This window comes from Pseudomonas sp. 2995-1 (genome assembly GCF_002742505.1).
GTDB lineage: Bacteria > Pseudomonadota > Gammaproteobacteria > Pseudomonadales > Pseudomonadaceae > Aquipseudomonas > Aquipseudomonas sivasensis.
The window spans coordinates 689,920-710,171 of record NZ_LJSA01000377.1 but is presented as its reverse complement, the minus strand read 5'-3'; the positions used below and the strand labels follow the sequence as shown (position 1 = coordinate 710,171).

The window sequence follows — 20,252 nt, the reverse complement described above, 5'->3', positions numbered from 1 at the left end:
CAGATGATCGGAATGGATCGCCACACCGGCAAACCGCTGTCCGGTCTCGACCATCTCCGGCAGTCCATTGGGGACATTCTCGGGACGCCCGTGGGCAGTCGACGGATGCGACCTGAGTACGGCAGCCAGATCCGGCGCTTTGTCGACCTGCCGGTTAACGCCGGTTGGAAGAGTGCGGTGCAGGCCGAGGTGGCTCGCTCGCTGGGGCGCTGGGAGCCGCGACTGAAGCTGGAACAGGTGCAGGTCGTTGCCGTCGTCAGCGGCCGCATCGACTTCAAGTTAACGGGTGAGTACTTGGGCGAAAGCCTACTGCTGGAGGTGTCGGCATGAGCACGGTGGATTTATCGGCGTTGCCGGCGCCGCAGGTGCTGGAGTCGCTGGACTACGAGGCGCTGTACGAAGAGGGCCTCGCTGCTTTTCGCGAGTACATGGGCGATAACTGGTCCGCCGCGCTAGAAAGCGACCCGGTGGTCAAGCTCGTCGAGCTGGGCGCCTACGGCAAGATGCAAAATCGTGCACGGGTCAACGACGCAGCCAAGGCGCTGATGCTGGCGTACGCGGAAAAGGAAGATCTGGACCAGCTGGCGGCCAACGTGAAACTGCAACGGCTGGTGATACAGCCGGCCAACCTGTTGGCGGTGCCGCCGGTCGAAGAAGTTAAAGAGTCTGATGACGCCCTGCGCGAGCGTATCCAGTTGGTCTACGAAGGGCTGACTACAGCAGGCCCCCGTAACAGCTATATCTTCCATGCACGCAACGCTTCGGCGCTGGTAGCCGATGCAACGGCAGAAAGCCCATCACCCGCTGTCGTGGTAGTGACCGTACTAAGCCTGACCGGTAGCGGGCTGGCTTTTCAATCATTGCTCAACACGGTGCATGCCAAGCTCAGCGACGACAACGTCCGGCCGGTGGGTGACCGCCTCATCGTGCAGAGCGCCGAAATCCTGAACTATCGGGTTGATGCCGTACTGCACATGCAAGGCGCTGGACCGGAAAATGACGCCATCCTGGCCGAGGCAACCCGGCGGCTTGCTGCCTGGATCAACCCGCGCAAACGCTTGGCATTGGAAGTTTCTCAATCTGGTGTCAACGCCCAGCTGCACATCAGCGGTGTTGGCCGGGTAGAGCTGAAGAACTGGAAAGACCTCAAGCCCAGCAAATCCCAGGCGGCGTATTGCACAGGCTACAGCGTCGTTCTTGGTGGCACATCATGACCAGTTTACTGCCGCTGAACAGTACGCAGTTGGAGCGCGCTATTGAGGCCGCGCTAGTCGAGAAAACTGCGATTCCTTTGCGCACGCTTTACAACCCGGACACCTGCCCGGCGCACCTGCTGCCGTGGCTGGCCTGGACGTGGTCGGTGGATCGTTGGGACAACAAATGGTCCGAAGCAGTCAAGCGTTCGGCCATCCGCTCCGCGTTTTACGTGCACGCGCACAAAGGAACCATTGGCGCCCTGCGTCGGGTGGTGGAACCGCTCGGTTACCTGATCGAGGTGCTGGAGTGGTGGCAGACCACGCCCAAAGGTATTCCCGGCACCTTCGCCTTGAAGGTAGGCGTGCTGGACGCCGGCATCACCGAAGAGATGTACCTGGAGCTGGAGCGCCTGATCGCCGACGCCAAGCCCGTCAGCCGCCCCTTGACCGGACTGGCTATCAGCCTCGAAACCCAAGGCGCCATACACATCGGTGTCGCTCTCTATGAGGGCGATGTAATCGACGTCTACCCACCCGTGCAGCGTGACATTGACGTCACCGGTTACATCGGTGTGGTCGGGCGTGAACACAGCATAGACACTCTGGATGTTTACCCATGATTGATCGCAACTCGCAATTTATGGCGATCCTCACCAACGTGGGGGCCGCGAAGTTGGCAAATGCCAATGCCTTGGGGATTCCCTGGAACCTGACACAGCTCGGGGTAGGGGATGCCAATGGCACTGATCCTATGCCCAGCGCAACACAGACCAAGCTGATCAACGAGCAGCGACGTGCGCCGCTGAATCAACTGCGCGTTGATCCGGTTAACGCGGCCGTCATCATTGCCGAGCAAGTAATTCCGGCAGACGTTGGTGGTTGGTGGATCCGCGAGATCGGCTTGTACGATTCGGACGGTGACCTGGTTGCAGTTTCCAATTGCGCACCTAGCTTTAAACCTGCGCTGGATCAGGGTTCAGGCCGTACGCAAATTGTGCGGATGAACTTCATTGTCTCTAGCATCAGCAATATTGTGCTGAAGATCGACCCGGCAATTGTTTTGGCGACCCGCGAATACGTTGACCTGTCGATTACTGAGGCGCTCAACAAGCAGGACTTCAAGCATTCGGTACTCGTGGCCACTACTGCGAACATCGTCCTGAGTGGACTACAGACTGTCGATGGGGTGGCGCTTGCTGCAGATGACCGCGTACTGGTGAAAGACCAGACTCAGGCGAAAAACAACGGTGTCTATGTTGTGCCGGCAGCCGGTGCCTGGAAGCGCGCTCAGGATGCTGACGCCAGTGTCGAGGTGACATCAGGGCTGTTCGTCACCGTCGAGAAAGGTACTACCAACGGCGATAGCGTTTGGCAGCTCGTGACAGATGCGCCGATTGTACTTGGCACCACTGCGCTGACTTTTGAAGTGGTTGCCGGGCGCACGGGCATTGTCGCGGGCACCTATCGAAGCTTGACCGTGGATAAGCTCGGCCGCGTTATTGCGGGCACGAACCCGAATACCCTGGGCGGCTATGGCATTACCAATGCATACACCATGGAGCAGGTGGACACCGCGCTTTTGGGGAAGGCTGCGAAGGCAACAACTTTGGGAGGTTATGGCATTACTGACGCTATCCTTTCCACGCCGCAAACTGGTGTTGTTGGGAAAATCGGTGACATTAACAGGCATCATATTGGCGTATATGCGAGCGGTACTACCGATGGCATGACTAACTCTAGCGGCGGCTTGTTTTTGCGCATGAAGTACCCCGGCGACACTGCAGCCGCGTTTGACATTTTTGGCCATGTGGGGAACGGGTACGACATACTCGGTTTTCGTCGTGTGCTTGCTGATGGTTCTTTCGTATATCGAACCGTGTATCACGACGGAAATTTCGACCCCGCAACTAAGATGCCTGTTAGTGGCGGTAGTTACACCCCTACCTTTTCCAGTCTGCGCATTAATGCTAGCACCGCGCCTATTGGCAGCCCTGGTGCATTCGTTTCATATGGACCTGACGGAGCGTTTACTAACGCTTTCAATTTTGTGTGCAATCGCAGCTCAGGAACTGGTGGTTTTACGTGGAGGACTGTTAACGCCGATAACAGCGTAACTGGTCCTACCATGTCGTACTCGTACGAGGGGCGCCTTAACGTTCCGGGAAGTATCTCCACGCCTGCTATTACGGGCAATACTACTGTTTGGGACCAGCCCGAAGGATACGCGGGTGCAAACATAGCTAACTGCGCCTTTGTGGCTGCAGCAGTAGGTCGGAAGGTTTCCGGCGACCGATCCGACGCCGCTGGATTTTATAATGGTGTTAAGACTGCGCCTTATATTCGTCACATGGATGGTACAGTTGTTTATTTGCAGGTTGACCGGCCAAAAGATACCGCTCTACTGGCTCCAAACGGTTGGAGCAAGAACGCAGATACCGGCGAGATTAAGCAGTGGATTGATGTTGTTGTTGGTGACTTTGCTACGACTGGAACTATAAACGTGACATGGCCTTTTAAATTTCCAAACCAAATTCTAAACGTAAAAATCGGTTTTAAACTCCCGGCAGGTACACAGTTTGGCGGCCAGGCGCATTTCAACGCAATTACCTTGGACGGCGCTACTATCCGCCTGGAAGAGTGGGCCGCTGTAGTCCAAACGGGACTTGTTTTAATGGTAGAGGCCCGAGGAAATTAATTGATGAAAATTTTCTATAGCGCACACGGCAATACATTTTTTACTGAACTATTTCACGGTACCCGGACTATTCAGGTAGCCGATCCCGATTGGACTCGTCCAACCGTGAATGTTCCCGACCCGGAATGGAATCAGCCATGGATTTCGGTGCCTAATCCGGCGTGGGTGAAAGTGGATGAAGTCGAGGGTGAGGAATCAGAAGCTCAAACTGCGCCTGAAACCATTTTGGTTCCTGATCCTGATGCAGTGCATCCAATGATTGAAGTGCCAGATGAGCAGGCCTCGCCCCCGCTCATTACCGTACCCAACCCAGCGTGCTTGCTTCCGCCTGAATCCGAGCTTGTCGAGGTGCTACCAGATCAGCACCTGGAGATTTTCCGGTTGCTGGCACTCGGCGGCTCTGTGCTTGCGCCTGACGAAAACGGTCAGCCAAGTATTGCCCCGGCGCCTGGTCCTACGCAGGAAGAACTGAAAGCTCGCGAGCGTTCAATACGCGACCGAGCATTGCTGCTCACTGACCCGTTGATCTCGCGTCACCGAGATGAGGTAGAGGCCTCGCGGCCAACAACTCTCACCGCTGAGCAATACACGCAGTTGCAGGGCTACCGACACGATCTGCGAGGCTGGCCTGAATCGGAGCACTTCCCGGCAATTGAGTACAGGCCTGAACAGCCGGTATGGCTGGCTGAGTTGATCCAATAACGCCCCGTACTCACGGGGCGTTTTCTTTTCCGTTACGCGCAACACGACCAACCTATGGCCTCGCTTATGCGGGGCTTTCTCGTTTCTGGAGTTCAACCATGAGTAATGCAGGTGGTTTTTTTCACGGCGTCACCGTGACCAACGTCGATACCGGCACGCGACCTATCGCTGTGCCGTCGTCGTCGATCATTGGTCTCTGCGACACCTTCACCCCATGCCCTGCTGCCAGTGCCTTGCCCAATCAACTGGTGCTGATAACCCGCGAAAGCGAAGCCATCGCTGCCTGGGGCGCAGAAGCGGCAATCACCAAGGCGGTGCAGGCCATCTACGTTCGCTCCAAGGCGGTGATCGTAGCCTGTGGCGTGGCGAAGGTGGCAGACGCCGCCGCGCAGACCTCGGCCATCATTGGCGGCGTCCTGGCGAACGGCACGCGCACCGGTATGCAGGCGCTGCTCGACGGCAAGAGCCGATTCAACGCGCAGCCCCGCTTGCTGGCCGCACCCAAACACACCGCGAGCTTGCCCGTAGCCACGGCGCTGGTGGCGCTGAGCGAAAAGCTGCGTGCCATGGCAATCATCGACGGACCTAACACCACCGACGAAGCCGTCATGGAGTACCGCGAAAACTTCGGCAGCAAGCGCGTGTTCCTGGTCGACCCCGGCGTGCAGTACTGGGACACCGCACTTAGTGCCACCGTCGATGCACCAAGTTCTGCCTGGGTGGCCGGACTCTTCGCCTGGACCGATTCGGAGTACGGCTTCTGGGCCTCGCCTTCGAATAAGGAGTTTGCCGGCCTCACCGGTACCGGCCGGCCTATCGAATTCCTCGACGGCGACGAAACCTGCCGGGCCAACCTGCTCAACAACGCCCAGATCACCACGATCATCCGGGATGACGGGTATCGCCTGTGGGGCAACCGCACCTGTTCCAGCGATCCGAAGTGGGCGTTCGTTACCCGCGTGCGGACCATGGACATCGTCATGGACGCGATTCTCTACGGCCATAAATGGGCTGTTGACCGCTCGATCACCAAGACCTACGTCAGCGACGTCACGAACGGCCTGCAGGCTTTTATGCGTGACCTGAAAAATCAGGGCGCGGTGATCAACTTCGAGGTGTTCGCTGACCCGGAGTTGAATACGGCCAGCCAGCTGGAGCAGGGCAAGGTGTACTGGAACATTCGTTTCACCGACGTGCCACCGGCAGAAAACCCCAACTTCCGGGTCGAGGTCACCAACCAGTGGTTGACCGAAGTCCTCGACACCAACGCATAAGGAGAACCGCAAATGGTTCCGCAAACGCTCTACAACATGAACGCCCATATCGATGGCCTCAGCTTCAACGGGGAGATCACCAGCCTGACGCTCCCCAAGCTCACCTTGAAAACCGAGGAGCATCGAGCTGGTGGTATGGATGCCCCGGTCGAGATGGATCAGGGTATGGAAAAGCTGGAGTCCAGTTTCGCTGGCAAAGGTGCGCGCCCCGAGATCATGAAGTTTTACGGCCTGGCCGATCAGACTGCGTTCAACGCGGTGTTCCGTGGTTCCTTCAAAGGCCAGAAAGGCGCGACTACGGCAGTGGTCGCCACCCTGCGCGGCATGCTCAAAGAGATTGATCCAGGCGACTGGAAAGCCGGTGAGGCCGGTGAGTTCAAGTACGCCGTGGCGGTCAGCTACTACAAGCTCGAAGTCGGCGGCCGGCTGATGTACGAGATCGATCCAATTAACTGCGTCCGGGTTATCAACGGTGTCGATCAACTTGCCAGCGTCCGCCGTGACCTGGGCCTGTAAAGGAATTGCTCTCATGAAAAAACTGAAACCACTGCCTTCCTGGCTCAACATTGAGGCGGATAGCGCGACCATCACTTTGACGCGGCCCAGCGATGTTAACGGCGTGAAGATCGACCAGCTGACCCTGCGCGCGCCGCTGTTGCGCGAGGTGCGCGCCTCTGACGCCATCGGTGGCAATGACGCTGTGTTGTGCGAAGTGACCTTGTTCGCCTCGCTGTCTGATGCCGGCACCAAGGACATCGATGGGCTAAAACTGACGGACTATGCACGGGTACAAACCGCGTATTCGCGGTTGATCTTGGACGCGGGTATCCCCGAGAAAAAAGACGAGACTCCGACTTGGTTGGTCGTTGGCACCGACGGCGCCATCGTCACGCTGTCCAAAGCGTATGACTTCAAAGACATGAAGCTCGACCGCCTGCCGTTGCGCGCCCCCACTGTGCGCGACGTGCGGGCCGCGACCTCGGCGTCCAATGGTAACGACGAGCAGCGCGAGACCATCCTCCTGGCCGACCTGTCTGAATCCGACACCAAGGATCTGGAGGGGCTCAAGCTGACGGACTACCAGCGGCTGCAAGCCGCCTACTTTCGCCTGGTGCAGGACGACGGGGTTTAACGCCGAATTGCAGAAGCAGGTCGCGAAGCGCTTGGCGACGCAGTATTCATTTGCCGCCAATGAAATCGAGACCATGCCCTTTTCCACGATGATCTGGTGGCTCATGGACTGAGCCCCGCATCTCTGCCTGGAGTGTTCTCATGGCAAATAACCTGGCGCTCGGCCTAGTCATCGGCGGCGTCGTCAGCTCCACGGTCGGCGCCGCCTTCAAGGACGTTGAAGGCCGTATCAGGAAACTCGGCGAAACCGGCACCAAGGCTCGCGTGCTGCAGAGCACTATCGGCGACACCATCCGCCTGCGGGATGAGTGGAAAAAAGCCCACGACACCGGCGCGGCGTCGGCTGATGGTCTGCTGCGAAAGCTGGAAGGCAACCTCAAAACCCTGAAAGAGCAGGGCATTGAGGTCAGTAAGTTGCGCAAGGAATACCAGGCTCTCGGGCAGGTAGCGCGGGGTGCTGAACTCAAGGCGCTGGGCCATACACAGATCCAGCAAGGCAAAGAGGGGATGAAAAACTCCCTCGGCCAAGCGGCGGTGCTCACGGGCGCGTTGGCGATCCCGACGAAGATCTCCGGCGATTACCAGGCGCAGGTTCGCCAAATGTCGTTGTGGGCTCACACGGCCGGCACCGGCGATGAAGCGGAGCTGGCAGCCAGCATCAGTAAGGTCGCGGCTGAGAAGGGTATGAGCCAGCAACTGTTGGCGCAGTCGGTGGGTGCCTTGATTGAAAAAGGCGTCGAGTGGGACGTTGCCACTAGTTACGCCGGTCAGATCGCTGACCTGATCGACGGCCAGGGCATGGAGCCCGATACGATTGCAACGCTGATCAACTCCTTTAAGGAAGCCGGCGTAAAGCAGGGTGACATGGCGGCCATGCTTGGTCAGGTGGCTGCGGCGGGTGACATCGGCGCGTTTGGTCCAAAGGAGATGGCGAAGTATTTGCCGGCGATGCTTGGCAATATCAAGCGTCTGGGCATGGAAGGCCCCGAGGCAGTGCGTTTCCTCGGTGCAAGCCTGCAGTCGCAATACTCGCAAACTCAGGATTCGGCGGCTGCAGCCACCAACATGAACAACCTGCTCAACGCTGTGATCAGCAGCACCAGTCAGGAACGGTTCGCCAAGGAAGGCTACGACCTAACGGGCTCGATCCTCGCTGCGACTAAAAGCGGTAAGGCTGCCAACCCGGTCGATGCGTTCATCATGCTCAGTGAGCAGTTGATCAAAAAGCAGGATCCGGCAAAGGCCAAGAAAATCGAAGCGCTCAAGGCCAAGATCAAGTCGTCGGTGGATGGTAGTGCCGAGGAAGAGCAGGCCATGATCGCCCTGACTGAAGCTGCCGGGCTGGCGACCATCGTCAGCGATCAGAGCGCCAGTGCTGGCCTGCTCGCGCAGATCAAGTACGGCGACAAAATCAAGGCTGATATGTCGACCATTGAAGCCACGGACGGCAAGGCTAAGATTGAGGCGGATGCAGCGAAGGCGCGGGAAACGTCCAACCGGAAGTGGGCAACGGCAACTGCCGGCATTGAATCCTCGATGACTCGCATCGGTGATGCGTTGCGGCCGCTGACGGATGTGGCGGCAGACGGGCTGGCGAAAGTTGCCTATGGGTTTGGCGAGTTGGCGGGTCGGTTTCCGACAGTGGTCAGCGGGGCGGCTGTGCTGGCTGCTGGTGTTGTCAGCCTGGGCGCCGCGATCAATACGATCAAGATCGGCAAGGGTCTGCTGAATGTCGCTCGTGGGTCGCTGATGGGCAATCCAAACGTGATCCAGCGGGTCTTTGTCACCAACCCCTCTGGCGGCGCTGGCGGGGTCGACGTAGGTGATGGAAAGCGGCGACGTGGCAAGGGCAAGCGTGGTCGCGGTGGTCGAGGCGCCCCCGTCAGTACCCCTGCACCTTCAGCGCCGATTGGCCCAACGGCCAGCCGGTTCGCGCCCAAGACCATGATGGGTAAGGGCCTCGGGTTCGCTAAGGTCGGCGCGCCCATGGCGCTGATCGAGGCGGGTTTGATCGCTGCTGATACCTATCAAAATGCGGAGACCCGCGATGAAAAAGCCGAGGGCTACGGCAATGCCGCTGGCACCTTGGCCGGAACGTTGGCGGGTGCTGCAGCGGGTGCCGCGATTGGTTCGGTGGTGCCGGTGATCGGGACTGTTGTTGGCGGATTGATCGGCGGATTCCTTGGCAGTTGGGGCGGCGGCGAGTTGGGCGGCGCTGTTGGCAAGGCTGTCTTCGGTGGCCCGGACGCGCCGGCCGAGCGATTGGTGCTGCCGGATCAGCCGTCGCCGTTAAGGTTGCCACCACCAGGTGCGGCGGCTATGCCGCTTCTGTCCCAGATGGCGCCGGCGTTATCGCCCGGCCCGTTGATGCTCAAAGTACCGGCAGCACCGGGGCCAGCCTTGGGGGATGTCTCGCGTTCGTTGGCGGCGGCTCCCACAGCAACTACGGCTCCGGCCGTGCTGGCTGCTGGACTCGCCGCGAAACCGGAACCGACTCGGGTAGACCAGCAGTGGACGTTCTCCCCGACCATGCCGGTTACGGTTCAGGGTGACGTCAAGGATCCACGGCAATTGGCGCAGGAATTGATGCCGCACATGCGGCAAATGTTTGAGGAGTTCAGCCGAGAGCAAGCCCGGCGCAACCTGTTCGATGCCCCTCACGTTTAAGGAGTTGTCATGGCTTATATGGAGCAACTGCAATCGGGCTTCAAATCCCTGGTCCAGGCCGGCGAGGCGGGGCGCCATAGCATCGACGACATGGTCGGCCCGGTGAACGGCGCCATTGGCGAAATCACCGGGGCGGCGGATGAGCTGTCCAGCATTCCCGGCGTGCCAGCCGGTGTCGGCGAAAAACTGCAACGGGTGATGCGCGGGATTAACGCGGCGCAGGCCAAGGTCGGCACGGTACTGGCGACCTACAGCAAAGCGACGCGCGCGTTGTCGGCAATTGACGAGCGCCTGGGCACGTTGAAGGAACAAGCCGCCCGTGCCAGCACCGCAATCAATCAAATCGCCGGCAAAGTCAGTCCGCGCCTGGCGAACATCTTGCCCACCAGCGCATTGGCGCCGAATGCCACGCCCCTGGCGGAAGCGGTCAAACCGTTTCCGCACCTGCTGATCCTTCAGCCGCTGCAGGCGAATGCGCAGCCGTTCTACTTCAACCTGGACACCGCAGCGTTTAACGAACTACGCCGGCAGACGGAATTCCGCTGGGCCTCGCAGGAGCGGCTCAGTCGTCGGCCAGCGCAGCAAGCCGTGGGCGTGGGAGAAGATAAGCTCAGTCTCAAGGGCGTAATTTTTCCCACGTTCAAGGGTGGGCTGAAGCAGCTCGACACCCTACGTTCAATCGGTGGGCAGTTGCTGCCTTTGAACCTGACCACCGGCTACGGCGTTGTACTCGGCACCTGGTGCCTGCGCAGCATGGATGAGGAGCAAGGCGCGCTGCTGGCCGGCGGGATCCCGCGCAAGCAAACCTTTAGTTTGGAGTTCTCGCGCTATGGCGATGATATGCAGAACGTCTGACGGCGACCTGCTGGATACCCTGTGTTATCAGCATTACGGTCACCTAAATGGCACGGTCGAGGCGGTGCTTGCTGCGAATCGGCTGCTGGCAGATGAGCCGCAACCGTTGCGTACTGGGCTGCTGATCACCTTCCCGGATATTGAGCGGTCAACAGTCGAGCAGGTGCAGTTGTGGGACTGAATATTGAGGACTACCCATGAAACCAGTCTTTCGAATCGTCACTGATGGCGCCGATATAACAGCCTTGATCAACGACCGTTTGCTGTTGCTGCGCACGTTGGACAAGCCCGGCATGGAGTCGGACGAGTTCGAGTTGCGAATCGATGACCGTGATGGCGCCGTAGCGCTCCCCAAGAAAGGCGCTGGGATTGAGGTTTACCTCGGCTACGACACCAAAGCCATGGCACGAGTGGGTCGGTACACAGTGGATGACATTGAGGTATCTGGTCCGCCGGACACCTTGGTCATTCGCGGCAAAGCCAGCGACATGCGCGGTAGCGGCAAGACCACCCGTAGCGGCAGTTGGGAAAATGTGACGCTGTCCAAGATCGTCAGCGACATTGCTGCGCGGAATGGCTGGAAGCCTGAATGCCCAGTAGGCTCGGTTGTGCCAAGGGCTGATCAGATGAATGAGTCGGACTACAACTTCATCACCCGGCTAGCTAAGAATCACGACTGCACGGCCAAGGTCGCTGACGGCAAGTTGTTGGTGTTACCGCGTCAAAGCGGGCAGACCGCCAGTGGAAAGAATTTGCCCGCGATCACCATCCGGTGCAGTGACGTCAGTCGCTGGCAATTCCGCTTTGCCGACCGCACCACCCAGAAAGCCGTCAAGGCCAGCTACCAGGACAAGAAAACCGGCGAGTTGGTCAACCTGACTTTGGATAACGACGATGCGCCTGAAGGTTTGCCGCCGGTTCATACCGACCGGCACATCCACCCGAACAAGTCTGCAGCTGAGCAAGCAGCCAAGGCTAGGTTGGCAGCGTTCAACCGCTCGACTGCTGAAGTTCGGCTGGAGATGGTCGGGCGTACTGACCTGTTTGCTGAGCGACAGATTAACGCGCAGGGGTTTAAGGAAGGGTTGGACGGGGAATTTCTGGTCGACTCCGTGGAGCAGGTGTACACCCAGTCTGGTTGGAGTACCACGGTGGAGTGCAACGCAGGGAAGAAGGGTAAGGCCAAGGCGGCCGGCAAGAAAAAGAAGAAATCCAATGAGGTCAAAGTCCTGGAGCTGTAACTGGCATTACCTGCTTCACCACACGCCGCCATCGAGCGGTATTTTTTTGTCTGGGAAAAAGCCATGTCCATTACCGAGCAACAACTCCAACGCATCATGCCCAACGCCCGCAGCCAAGCGGGCGTTTTTGTATCCGCGCTCAACGCGGCTATGACCAACCGCAAGATCGATACGCCGAAGCGCCAGGCAGCGTTCCTCGCCCAGATCGGCCATGAGTCGGGCCAACTGCAGTACGTCCGCGAGCTGGGCGGCGATCAGTACCTGAGCAAATACGACACCGGCAACCTGGCCCAGAAGCTGGGCAACACCCCGGAGCCGGACGGCGATGGCCAGCGCTATCGCGGTCGCGGCCTGATCCAAGTGACCGGCCGTAACAACTACCTGCGCTGCAGCCTGGCCTTGTTCGGCGACGAGCGCTTGTTGCGCACCCCTGAGCTGCTTGAACTGCCGCAATGGGCCGCCGAGTCGGCCGCGTGGTTCTGGTGGGTTCGCGAGCTCAATGCCCTGGCGGATCGGGATGAGTTCGAGGCGATCACCCGCAAGATCAATGGCGGCCTCAATGGTCTGGCTGATCGACTGGAGTTGTGGGGGCGGGCGAGGGCGGTGCTATGAGTCTCGTCGACCTGATCCCGGCTCCGTATCGGCTGTTAGCCGTTGGCGTGCTGCTGATCGCATCGGTCGGCGGATCTGCCGCATCGGCCTGGAAGGTTCAAGACTGGCGCTACGGCAAGCAACTCGCCGAACAGGCAGGCCTGCACAAGGACGATCTGATCGCCATCAGCAACGCCGCCGCTGACCAGGTGCGCACGGTACTGGACCAACGCCTGGCCCTTGAGCAGCGGCTGTCGACCAGTGAACAAATCCACTACAAGGAACTGAATGATGCTCAACGCAACCAGGCTCGCCTTCTTGATCGCCTTGCCACTGCTGATTTGCGCCTGTCAGTCCTCCTCGACGCCACCGATACAGCCAGTGGCGACACAGTGTCAGCCGCTACCCCAACCGGCAGCGTGGTTCATGGCGGAACACGCGCCCAACTTGACCCAGCGCATGCTCAACGAATTATCGGCATCACCGATGCGGGCGACCAAGGACTGATCGCATTGGCGGCGTGCCAAGCCTATATCAAAGCAGTTTTAATATCGCGGTGAAAAAAGCACAGGCCACATTAAAATTAACTTTTAAAGTGGCCATTCTTATGATGTATGAATCGCTTTGATTAGCGAGTTTTTTTGGTGGTTAGATCATCTGGGTTTTTTGGGGAGTTTACCCCAAATCGAATCTGAGTTTTAATATCGTTGTGGGGGAATTGCAGGGCAAAACCTGTTGTAATTTTGGCATCTGTATTGTTTATATCAATCGTTGGATAGAAGATAAAAACACCTTGCTTTGGTGAGCGTAGTTTTTTTGTATTTGGATTGTTGGATTTGGTCTCGTCAAGTCCACATAAGTATCGTGCAAGAATTCGGTGAGGACTTTCCGAGTATACGTTGAAACGCTCAGATGTTCCGTTTGTACGAGAGCGTCTATAGGATCTAAAACGCTGTCCTGCAACTTGATATTCTTTGGAGTCTTTTGGGCCGTTAACATATAGAAAGATCCATTTGTCTACGTTTGACTCGCCTTTTTCTAAAAATTCAATTTCATTTATGAGAACACTCCGGTCTTCACCTTCCCACTTGTATGTACGTAAAAATTTAATCATGTCTGTAGCGGTAAGTGTCGTTGTCTTGGTATGAAAATCAATTGATTTTCCGTTTGATGGCGTTATGGAAAGTATGCTTTCAGTGATAGGCGTGGTGAGGTTGGATAATAAGATTTCCAGTTGTTTTTGGTTGGCCTTAATATCGGAGTCCTTAGTTGGAGCTAGAGTTGGTTCTTTCCAGTCTTCTGAGAAGTTTTTAAATTTGATTACGGCGTTGTACATTTTGTTGCCGGCCGTTGGGCGTAGAAGGTGTGAGGGGACCAGTGGAGGTACTTGAGTAGGAAGAATCGGTTCGCCATCCTCGGGGTAGGCGTATTTTTCTAGTTCTGAACGAAACGCAATTTCGTCTCTGCAAACCCCTTCAAATGCCTCAAATAAATCAATTGTCCCCTTAGCGCCTGTTTTTTCTTTGCGCCCAATATAAAGTCTTACTAAGTCTCGATACCCATCACGGAAACCAAACCAACGCCCCATTTGCATAAGCGCATCTGCAGCTCCTGCGCGCCTCCGATAGTAGCTAATAGTCAATCCTTCAATTGTGTATCCTCGGGAAAGTTTAGCTCCGCCGACGATTATTTTCCAAATATTATCACTCTCGAAATCTGGGTTGTCATTTTTTTCTCCATTCACTATTAGAACTGGCTTTGGTCCGCTTTTCAATCGACTCCAGCACTCACCAAGGAATGGCTTAATTTCATTAAAATTTTTGGGGGTTGGGTAGGGCTGAGTGTCGCTGTTACAAAATTTTGCGAAGTCTGTTTGCCAAAGTTTCTCTAATCTCGTCAATGCCGTACCAATCAGATATCCACCCTTTTCGAGGCATATATTAATTTCTTTCTCTATATCTGTATGATGGCTTGTCAGATTTGACACATGAACCAGCATTGTGTGATGGCGAAAGCTTTTAGCTAAGCTGGGTTGAACGCTTTGGCGAAAGAGCTTTATTGCGCCGGTGAGAATAAATGAATCAATAGCTTGTGGGAGATTTTCGGCCGAATTATCTTTGCCAACTACGTTGCGAACGAACGCTAGCTCATTAGATCCAGCGATGCTTTTGTCTGGCCTCTCCAAATCGTGAAAGTCAGCGACACCCATGTAGTTTCCAGGGCGTGGAAGGCTGATAATAAAGTCGCGCGGAAAAAGATTTTCTTCGTTGTTGGGATCGATGAACACGTTTGCAAAAGGAGTAGCAGTGTAGCCGACGTATTGCGCACGTGGCAATTTTTGTAGTAGTGATACGATGGCGGAGTTAGTTTCAGTACGGTCCTCTACTTCTTTTTTTGTTGGTTTCTTTGTGTTTACAGATGCTTGGTCAGATTCATCGTCAATAACTAAGGTTGGGATATCAGCCAGTCGCGTTCTAATTGCATCGAGGTCTGCTGCGACTTTCTTTAAGACGGATGGCACCTTCTTTACAACCAGCAGCCTAACACTCTCAGCATGTAGATTGTCAGGGTGATTAAAAGGTAGGGTCTTATCCAGTTTACGAAACTCCAAAGACTGAATTCCCTGCTTGAGTCGCTGATAATCCCCTTCGATATTCGTCAGCCGATGCCAGTCAAATTGTCCGATGTCTGAAGGTAGTACGCCATGGTCGATGAAGCTGGCTAAGTCTGGTGCGTAACTTACTTCATCCTCCGCAGTAATAAACGGTTTTCCAATCAGCTCGCGGTCAATTCGGCGCTGAGTTTGGGCGCGCAAAATGTTCATAGTGCCAGCCAGAATAACTATTAGGCGATATCCTGCGTCCGCCGCCCTAGCGACAACGCCAGTAAAGTTTGCAGTCTTACCACTTTGCACATACCCTACAACCAACCCTTTTACTGTAAATACTTCATCTCTTTCTGGATCTGAAAGACGCTCAGTAATAAGCCTTGTACTCTCTTCCAGATTTTGAATCTGGCTCTCACTCCAGCCTTTATTTTCCCTAAGATATCGAGAGTAAGCGTCTCTATAAAATGAGCGTTTAGTTTGCCTGGTGGAGTCATACCAAGGTTTGTGTTTTCGAGCGATGACAATTGGCATTTCGTATTCAAGATTTGGAGGTAGCTTCTCGTTCAGAATGGCTTTAAGTGTGGGATTTATTTTTAATAATTCATAGATTTTTATACGTCGCTCAACGGTGTTCTTTTTAGTGTTCGATATCCATTCAGCAGAGCTTTCGTAATCCCATGAACTTAGTTTTTGGTTGAGTAGGTTGAATACTAAGTCTGATGATGCAGCGGACTTGATGTGTTCTTGGAATATTTCTTCAGTGGAGGGGTAATCATCCGAATGATGGTTTAGTTCGCGGCCCAAATTTTTTGGGCCCGATGCCATCCCGCTAAGTGTGTTTCTGGCGACTTCAATAATATTCATTGTTTTGGCTCGTTCGAGATAATATTTCGTGAAGGTAGCGTGCTCGCCATTACATTCATAAACTCTTCAGAGTTTTCTGAGTATCCTAGGCCGTCAAAATTTGCAAAATAACATACGTTATGGATTCTGCTGCGGTGAGGAACGGAGAAAAGCAGGTCAGTAGTCAATCGAGGGCATGCACTATCAACAGGTATAAGGAGGGGGGTATCTGCTAGGTGCAACCGCAGGGGATAGTAACCAGAGTGCTCCGCTCGATAGTTGAAATGTGTTCTGAGTATTTCGTCAAATCGAGACCTTTCTTTTTGGCCCAAAATTGCCCGGGTATTTTCAATATCATCCGGAAGTGTAGTTCCTGCGTTAGCACCCGATGGGGATAACCGCATGGAGAATACAAAAAGGGAATGATTCGGTGATGCTTCAAGCTGTGAAATCCCATTGATTATGTGGGTGTGGCTGGTGCTTCGAGTTGTCTTGACTTCGAATTCTAGTGTGCCAATGCGAAAGTCATGTGGTTGTCTGTCAGGGCCCACCCATGCAGTTAATGCTTGGTTACCAACTACTTTTGCCAAGCTACGCAAAAAATAGAGTTCGCCTCTCAATCCCAGCTGAGCCTCATCACTTAAAACAGTCTCAATCTTTATAAGTTCTCGCCAGCCTTCTAATGTTTCTTCGACTGCCTCGAGAGCTTTTTTGTCATTAAGTTGTACCTTGTCTGCGACGGAAACAAAAAAACCATAAATTTCCTGGTAGAGAGTACGCGCTCGAGTTTGCACCTCCAACATTGGGCCAGATAAGGTACTAATTTGGCGAACCTCGATTTCCTCGAGTTTTGATAACGCTGGCTTGTCAGAGTTAGCGCATGGTAATCTCAGAGCAAGCTCCGCTCCATGTTCTGAAACCCAAATATCTAGTGCAGGGCCTTTTCCGTCGGGGGAGGGAATACGGTGTACGAAGGGGATGCCCGCTTGAATTCGCTCTTTTAGCTGTTCCCAAGTAATGTGGCGGGATTCTTTTTGCTGATTTGTGGTCATTCAGTTTGCCTCGACTGCTCTTCTTTAACTGCAAGCATCAGCAGTTCATTGACCTCTTCTAGTCTTTCGGTAAAGCGCTTACTCCCGCGCTCGCGAAGTAAATCATCCCGCAATAGTAAGAAAAGTAGAGTTTTTATAATTGGTGTGTCGTTGAGGGTTGCTGCACTTCCCTGTAGAAGATCTTGGCGATAGAACGCATTCAAAATCACATTCCCAACCGCTCTATCAATCTGAAAGAATTGGTTTTGGGGAAGCTTCCCCCATAAAATATTAATTTCTCGTGTTGGAGCTTTTTTTCCAGCGAGGTAAGTCTTTGCTCTGCGCCGCACGGTACTTCCAAAACCTCGTCCTGGAATGGGAACAAAAATCTCCTCAAATTCTGTCTTTTTTCTATAAATTTCTTCCGCCTGTTTCACATACTGAGTCATAGGGTTGGCTGCGGAACTTAAAGCCGATCTAAAACTTTCAGGTACGTCTAAGCCGGACTTCTGTACGTTCAGACGGAACTCGGTATCAAATTGGGATGGGAGTTCGACTTCAACGCGCGCGAGCGTGAGGTGGTGGTCATTTACAGTTTCCCTCCAGCCATTCCATCCACCAGCCTGTATAAGTCTTCCATTTCTATAGAAATAAAAACCTTGTCGGTTTGCCACGTTCGTGCTGCTGAGAAAGTAACTTGGGGTTGTCTGATTAGGTGGCCAGATGTGGGCTTTACATTTCAGCGCTGGAAGTCCGCGTAATTTAATAGAGAAGTCCAGAGGATAATCTTTATGTCCTGTAATTGCATAATCAAATGGATTCAGGCTTCCGATGGGTACACTGAAGCCTGCGTTGCCTCCATTTATATGTACCGCATCGAGATGCAAACTGATGCCAGCATCAATGAATCGATGGAAAACTAGTCCTAAATGGATGCTGAGTTTTTTGTGTAATTTTTGTAATGTTGCTTCAAGCCCCTTCGTTCCAGTGAGGGCATGGTCAAGTCCATCGATTACGATAAGAGTACCGTTGTTGTCGATGCTAAATGGTTGTTGAATATTATCTAACCAGTTTTTTGCTCCTTTCGAGTCGAGAATTTCGCAGTTCCAACCAGAGGCAATTGACTGGGCCGTCCAACGGCATGACGTCACTTTTTTGTTATGCTTGGAAATAACGGTAAGACTCCGTCCCTGGCTGAGTGCCGCGGTTTTGAGACCCATACCAAATTTGCCTAAAGCATCGGCAGCGCGTTCTCGATCGGAACCAAACTGCATGGCAGATAGCAGCTGTTCCCTTGTCATGCCTGAGCCGTTATCCGCGATTATTATTCGCTTGATCTCTGTCCCATCATGAACAAAGCGAACCAGAATTGCCCGTGCCAAAGCATCTATCGAGTTGTCGATTAAATCGGCTATCGCCTCTTCGATCTTGTAACCAATTCTTGATAAGGCGTCTGTTACTTTTCCCGCATGAGGACTAATCGGAACAGTTTCAATAATTTTCAGGTCAGGGGCGGAATTGATATCAGTCAAGTTTAATCGTCCGATCTATAGGATATAATTAGAATTGGTTCGAAGATTGGGGCGTTCGATTTTTATTTGACTTGTCGTGTGTTGTTCAAAGGCTCTGTGTGTGAGCCGTTTTTTAAATGTTGCTGGTGATGGTTTAAACAAATGTTGAAGTTCTGGTTGCTTAGCCAAGGTGTTGTAAGTTGGCTCGTAAATGCCCCCAGAGTTCCTAAAATGCGCGATCTTAGCGAAAAGTGCCGAACCCCATCTGGTAGCCCAAATGTGTAGGGTAGGAGAGGTCGCAATTGCGATGATGTGTTTCCTGTGCATGTCGCTACCGTCCTTGTATGCGATGGCCACAGTGCGCATTTTTGCGTTGCGCGCTGGGTGGGTAGCCCGTTTTTGCTGATAATCCACGATAGCGAGCATCGTCAATAAAATCAAATTGCCATCATCGAGCTGTTGTGAAAACTGGCGGAATTTAGGCTGAAGGAGCACGAATTTCGAATTTTAGAAGCAAATTGGATCGCACCTTTGGGACAGATGCTATCCAGGCAGCTAACTAAGCATAAGCCATCCACGGGTCAGCAGCGGTGCTGGGGGCACTCCTCAACTGAACATACCGATGAATTGGTCGACACTTTGAGTTGTCCTAACGCTGTGCAGCTGGTCCGTCGATGTTTGCTTTTGGCCAATTTTTGCCGGTCATCATTGGATGAAGCTAGTCGATTCCTGCGTACTAGTATTAGCTAGCCCGGAACCTTGGACAGCCCGCTACCTCCGGCACCTCGCGCCAGCTTTATCGCTTTAAAGCTCGGCACAAACCTAGACATACGTCGACCCCCACAACCGTACCTTCCGCCTCCAATGGTAGTAGTGAACCCACAAGTCGTCCCGGGAGAAGAGTCAACATGGTTCGCATCTCCATTACCAAATGCCTCCGGCAGAATTGGCGGCCGATGGAATTCCCAATCCCGTTGCCGTAAACAATGATCAACTCCGGTTCTGTGAGCGGAACGGTCACCCGCTCGAAGAAGTCCATCGATCTGCTTGTCAGTGATTCCAAGCTAGCAGCAGGACATTGCCGCGCAATTTTTGTATCGACGCAGCATCCTTCGGCGAGCGGCAAGGCATTGGTATAGACAGTGTCGGGACAGTCAAAGCCGAGAGCAGTGGGTAAAGCCAGTTAGTCACCGGGCTAGGGGCTTCGGGCCCAAACTGCGTTCCAGGCCATTCGCTACATCCGGAAATTTAGGTTGTTCGTGGTCCGCGCTGACATTGGAGTGGTGGTCGTCGGCAAGGGAACCGTTGAAGCCGACCCTGATCAGGCGGCTGTGGCTTGGTGGTGCGATGAGCAATTCGAAGGGCAGTCGAAGGAGCGGTCAGAGAAATCACCAATGAGACAAGGCCTTCGAGGAATTCAAGAATAAAGCTGCGGGTTTACGGGGCGTATAGGTTCATCCATTAGGCACAGCAGTACATTAAACTGAAGAGCTTGAGCGGGCTTAGTAAGGGCTTCGTCGAGTTCCCCCCGAGAGGTGTGGCTCAATGGCTTTTTCATGGAATTTGGTTAAGTGGGTGGGGCTGGTTGCCTGAGATAGCTTTTAGCTAATGGCTGCCTGCCGTTAGTCTACCGAGAGGACAGGACATCTAAACCGTTCCGCAACTTAAAATGGCCTCCACAGCGGGCGAGAGCTGCAGGGTCTTAAAAATCAGTAGCTTGCGGAACGCTAAAGATGCTAACCTATTGAAATATATCGTTTTGTGGATGGATTGCAAATCCACCTACGCCGGTTCGATTCCGACCTCGGCCTCCACTCTTGAAAACCCCGTAGATTAACGTCTACGGGGTTTTTTTATTGTCTGGTGAAAAGTTGGAGTCGTTCACTCGGTTAGAATCATTCTTTGCC

The 20,252-nt window shown here is 54.2% G+C and carries 16 protein-coding genes and 2 pseudogenes; 15 read left to right on the top strand and 3 right to left on the bottom strand.

Annotated features, from left to right (window positions below):
- The first annotated feature begins 3 nt into the window (after positions 1-3).
- From AOA61_RS20480 to AOA61_RS20415, 15 genes and pseudogenes are all read left to right on the top strand, one after another.
- Positions 4-330: a GPW/gp25 family protein gene (locus AOA61_RS20480; protein WP_099602574.1), complete on the top strand. Its 327-nt coding sequence runs from the start codon at positions 4-6 to the stop codon at positions 328-330.
- Positions 327-1,214 carry a baseplate J/gp47 family protein gene (locus AOA61_RS20475; protein ID WP_099602573.1) on the top strand — a complete coding sequence of 296 codons (888 nt, stop codon included), beginning with the start codon at positions 327-329 and terminating at the stop codon, positions 1,212-1,214. The genes AOA61_RS20480 and AOA61_RS20475 overlap by 4 nt, the downstream gene beginning before the upstream one ends.
- Entirely contained in the window at positions 1,211-1,816 is a 606-nt protein-coding gene (locus AOA61_RS20470) for a phage tail protein I (protein ID WP_099602572.1), read from the top strand. The genes AOA61_RS20475 and AOA61_RS20470 overlap by 4 nt, the downstream gene beginning before the upstream one ends.
- Positions 1,813-2,634: pseudogene (locus tag AOA61_RS32550) on the top strand (phage tail protein); the annotation flags it as partial. The gene AOA61_RS20470 and the pseudogene AOA61_RS32550, both read left to right, overlap by 4 nt.
- Positions 2,635-3,894: 1,260 nt before the next feature.
- Complete coding sequence (locus AOA61_RS32350; protein WP_256583467.1) at positions 3,895-4,593, top strand: hypothetical protein; 699 nt, start codon at positions 3,895-3,897, stop codon at positions 4,591-4,593.
- A 98-nt stretch (positions 4,594-4,691) separates the two neighbouring features.
- Positions 4,692-5,867, top strand: coding sequence for a phage tail sheath family protein (locus AOA61_RS20455; protein WP_099602570.1), 1,176 nt, complete (start codon positions 4,692-4,694; stop codon positions 5,865-5,867).
- A 12-nt stretch (positions 5,868-5,879) separates the two neighbouring features.
- Positions 5,880-6,383 (top strand): phage major tail tube protein, encoded by a 504-nt coding sequence (locus tag AOA61_RS20450; protein WP_099602569.1) that lies wholly within the window; start codon positions 5,880-5,882, stop codon positions 6,381-6,383.
- Between the two features lie 13 nt (positions 6,384-6,396).
- Positions 6,397-6,666 (top strand): annotated as a pseudogene (locus AOA61_RS32345) (phage tail assembly protein); the annotation flags it as partial.
- Positions 6,667-6,693: 27 nt separating this feature from the next.
- Positions 6,694-6,999 (top strand): phage tail assembly protein, encoded by a 306-nt coding sequence (locus AOA61_RS32340; RefSeq protein WP_256583472.1) that lies wholly within the window; start codon positions 6,694-6,696, stop codon positions 6,997-6,999.
- Positions 7,000-7,139: 140 nt separating this feature from the next.
- Positions 7,140-9,665, top strand: a complete 2,526-nt coding sequence (locus AOA61_RS20440; RefSeq protein WP_099602567.1) for a phage tail tape measure protein — start codon at positions 7,140-7,142, stop codon at positions 9,663-9,665.
- 9 nt (positions 9,666-9,674) lie between these two features.
- Positions 9,675-10,520: a phage tail protein gene (locus AOA61_RS20435; RefSeq protein ID WP_099602566.1), complete on the top strand. Its 846-nt coding sequence runs from the start codon at positions 9,675-9,677 to the stop codon at positions 10,518-10,520.
- Positions 10,495-10,701, top strand: a complete 207-nt coding sequence (locus tag AOA61_RS20430; RefSeq protein WP_099602565.1) for a tail protein X — start codon at positions 10,495-10,497, stop codon at positions 10,699-10,701. The genes AOA61_RS20435 and AOA61_RS20430 overlap by 26 nt, the downstream gene beginning before the upstream one ends.
- 16 nt (positions 10,702-10,717) lie before the next feature.
- Positions 10,718-11,761: a phage late control D family protein gene (locus AOA61_RS20425; protein WP_099602564.1), complete on the top strand. Its 1,044-nt coding sequence runs from the start codon at positions 10,718-10,720 to the stop codon at positions 11,759-11,761.
- Positions 11,762-11,824: 63 nt separating this feature from the next.
- Positions 11,825-12,373, top strand: a complete 549-nt coding sequence (locus AOA61_RS20420; RefSeq protein ID WP_099602563.1) for a glycoside hydrolase family 19 protein — start codon at positions 11,825-11,827, stop codon at positions 12,371-12,373.
- Positions 12,370-12,912: a lysis system i-spanin subunit Rz gene (locus tag AOA61_RS20415; protein ID WP_099602562.1), complete on the top strand. Its 543-nt coding sequence runs from the start codon at positions 12,370-12,372 to the stop codon at positions 12,910-12,912. Before AOA61_RS20420 ends, AOA61_RS20415 begins: the two co-directional genes overlap by 4 nt.
- A gap of 68 nt (positions 12,913-12,980) precedes the next feature.
- Here AOA61_RS20415 and AOA61_RS20410 read toward each other — a convergent pair whose 3' ends face one another.
- The 3 genes from AOA61_RS20410 to AOA61_RS20400 are packed head-to-tail and all read right to left on the bottom strand — an operon-like array spanning position 12,981 to position 18,366.
- A complete protein-coding gene (locus tag AOA61_RS20410) occupies positions 12,981-15,824 on the bottom strand; it encodes a Z1 domain-containing protein (RefSeq protein WP_099602561.1) in 2,844 nt (947 codons plus the stop codon).
- Positions 15,821-16,855 carry a PD-(D/E)XK motif protein gene (locus tag AOA61_RS20405; RefSeq protein ID WP_099602560.1) on the bottom strand — a complete coding sequence of 345 codons (1,035 nt, stop codon included), beginning with the start codon at positions 16,853-16,855 and terminating at the stop codon, positions 15,821-15,823. Before AOA61_RS20405 ends, AOA61_RS20410 begins: the two co-directional genes overlap by 4 nt.
- Entirely contained in the window at positions 16,852-18,366 is a 1,515-nt protein-coding gene (locus AOA61_RS20400; RefSeq protein ID WP_158234813.1) for an ATP-binding protein, read from the bottom strand. Before AOA61_RS20400 ends, AOA61_RS20405 begins: the two co-directional genes overlap by 4 nt.
- Positions 18,367-20,252 lie beyond the last annotated feature (1,886 nt).

What these genes read in the sequence shown, in the direction of transcription:
- AOA61_RS20480 (WP_099602574.1), top strand. Translation starts at nt 4, where the DNA reads ATGATCGGAATGGATCGCCACACCGGCAAACCGCTGTCCGGTCTCGAC.
- AOA61_RS20475 (WP_099602573.1), top strand. Translation starts at nt 327, where the DNA reads ATGAGCACGGTGGATTTATCGGCGTTGCCGGCGCCGCAGGTGCTGGAG.
- AOA61_RS20470 (WP_099602572.1), top strand. Translation starts at nt 1,211, where the DNA reads ATGACCAGTTTACTGCCGCTGAACAGTACGCAGTTGGAGCGCGCTATT.
- AOA61_RS32350 (WP_256583467.1), top strand. Translation starts at nt 3,895, where the DNA reads ATGAAAATTTTCTATAGCGCACACGGCAATACATTTTTTACTGAACTA.
- AOA61_RS20455 (WP_099602570.1), top strand. Translation starts at nt 4,692, where the DNA reads ATGAGTAATGCAGGTGGTTTTTTTCACGGCGTCACCGTGACCAACGTC.
- AOA61_RS20450 (WP_099602569.1), top strand. Translation starts at nt 5,880, where the DNA reads ATGGTTCCGCAAACGCTCTACAACATGAACGCCCATATCGATGGCCTC.
- AOA61_RS20440 (WP_099602567.1), top strand. Translation starts at nt 7,140, where the DNA reads ATGGCAAATAACCTGGCGCTCGGCCTAGTCATCGGCGGCGTCGTCAGC.
- AOA61_RS20435 (WP_099602566.1), top strand. Translation starts at nt 9,675, where the DNA reads ATGGCTTATATGGAGCAACTGCAATCGGGCTTCAAATCCCTGGTCCAG.
- AOA61_RS20430 (WP_099602565.1), top strand. Translation starts at nt 10,495, where the DNA reads ATGGCGATGATATGCAGAACGTCTGACGGCGACCTGCTGGATACCCTG.
- AOA61_RS20425 (WP_099602564.1), top strand. Translation starts at nt 10,718, where the DNA reads ATGAAACCAGTCTTTCGAATCGTCACTGATGGCGCCGATATAACAGCC.
- AOA61_RS20420 (WP_099602563.1), top strand. Translation starts at nt 11,825, where the DNA reads ATGTCCATTACCGAGCAACAACTCCAACGCATCATGCCCAACGCCCGC.
- AOA61_RS20415 (WP_099602562.1), top strand. Translation starts at nt 12,370, where the DNA reads ATGAGTCTCGTCGACCTGATCCCGGCTCCGTATCGGCTGTTAGCCGTT.
- AOA61_RS20410 (WP_099602561.1), bottom strand. Translation starts at nt 15,824, where the DNA reads ATGAATATTATTGAAGTCGCCAGAAACACACTTAGCGGGATGGCATCG.
- AOA61_RS20405 (WP_099602560.1), bottom strand. Translation starts at nt 16,855, where the DNA reads ATGACCACAAATCAGCAAAAAGAATCCCGCCACATTACTTGGGAACAG.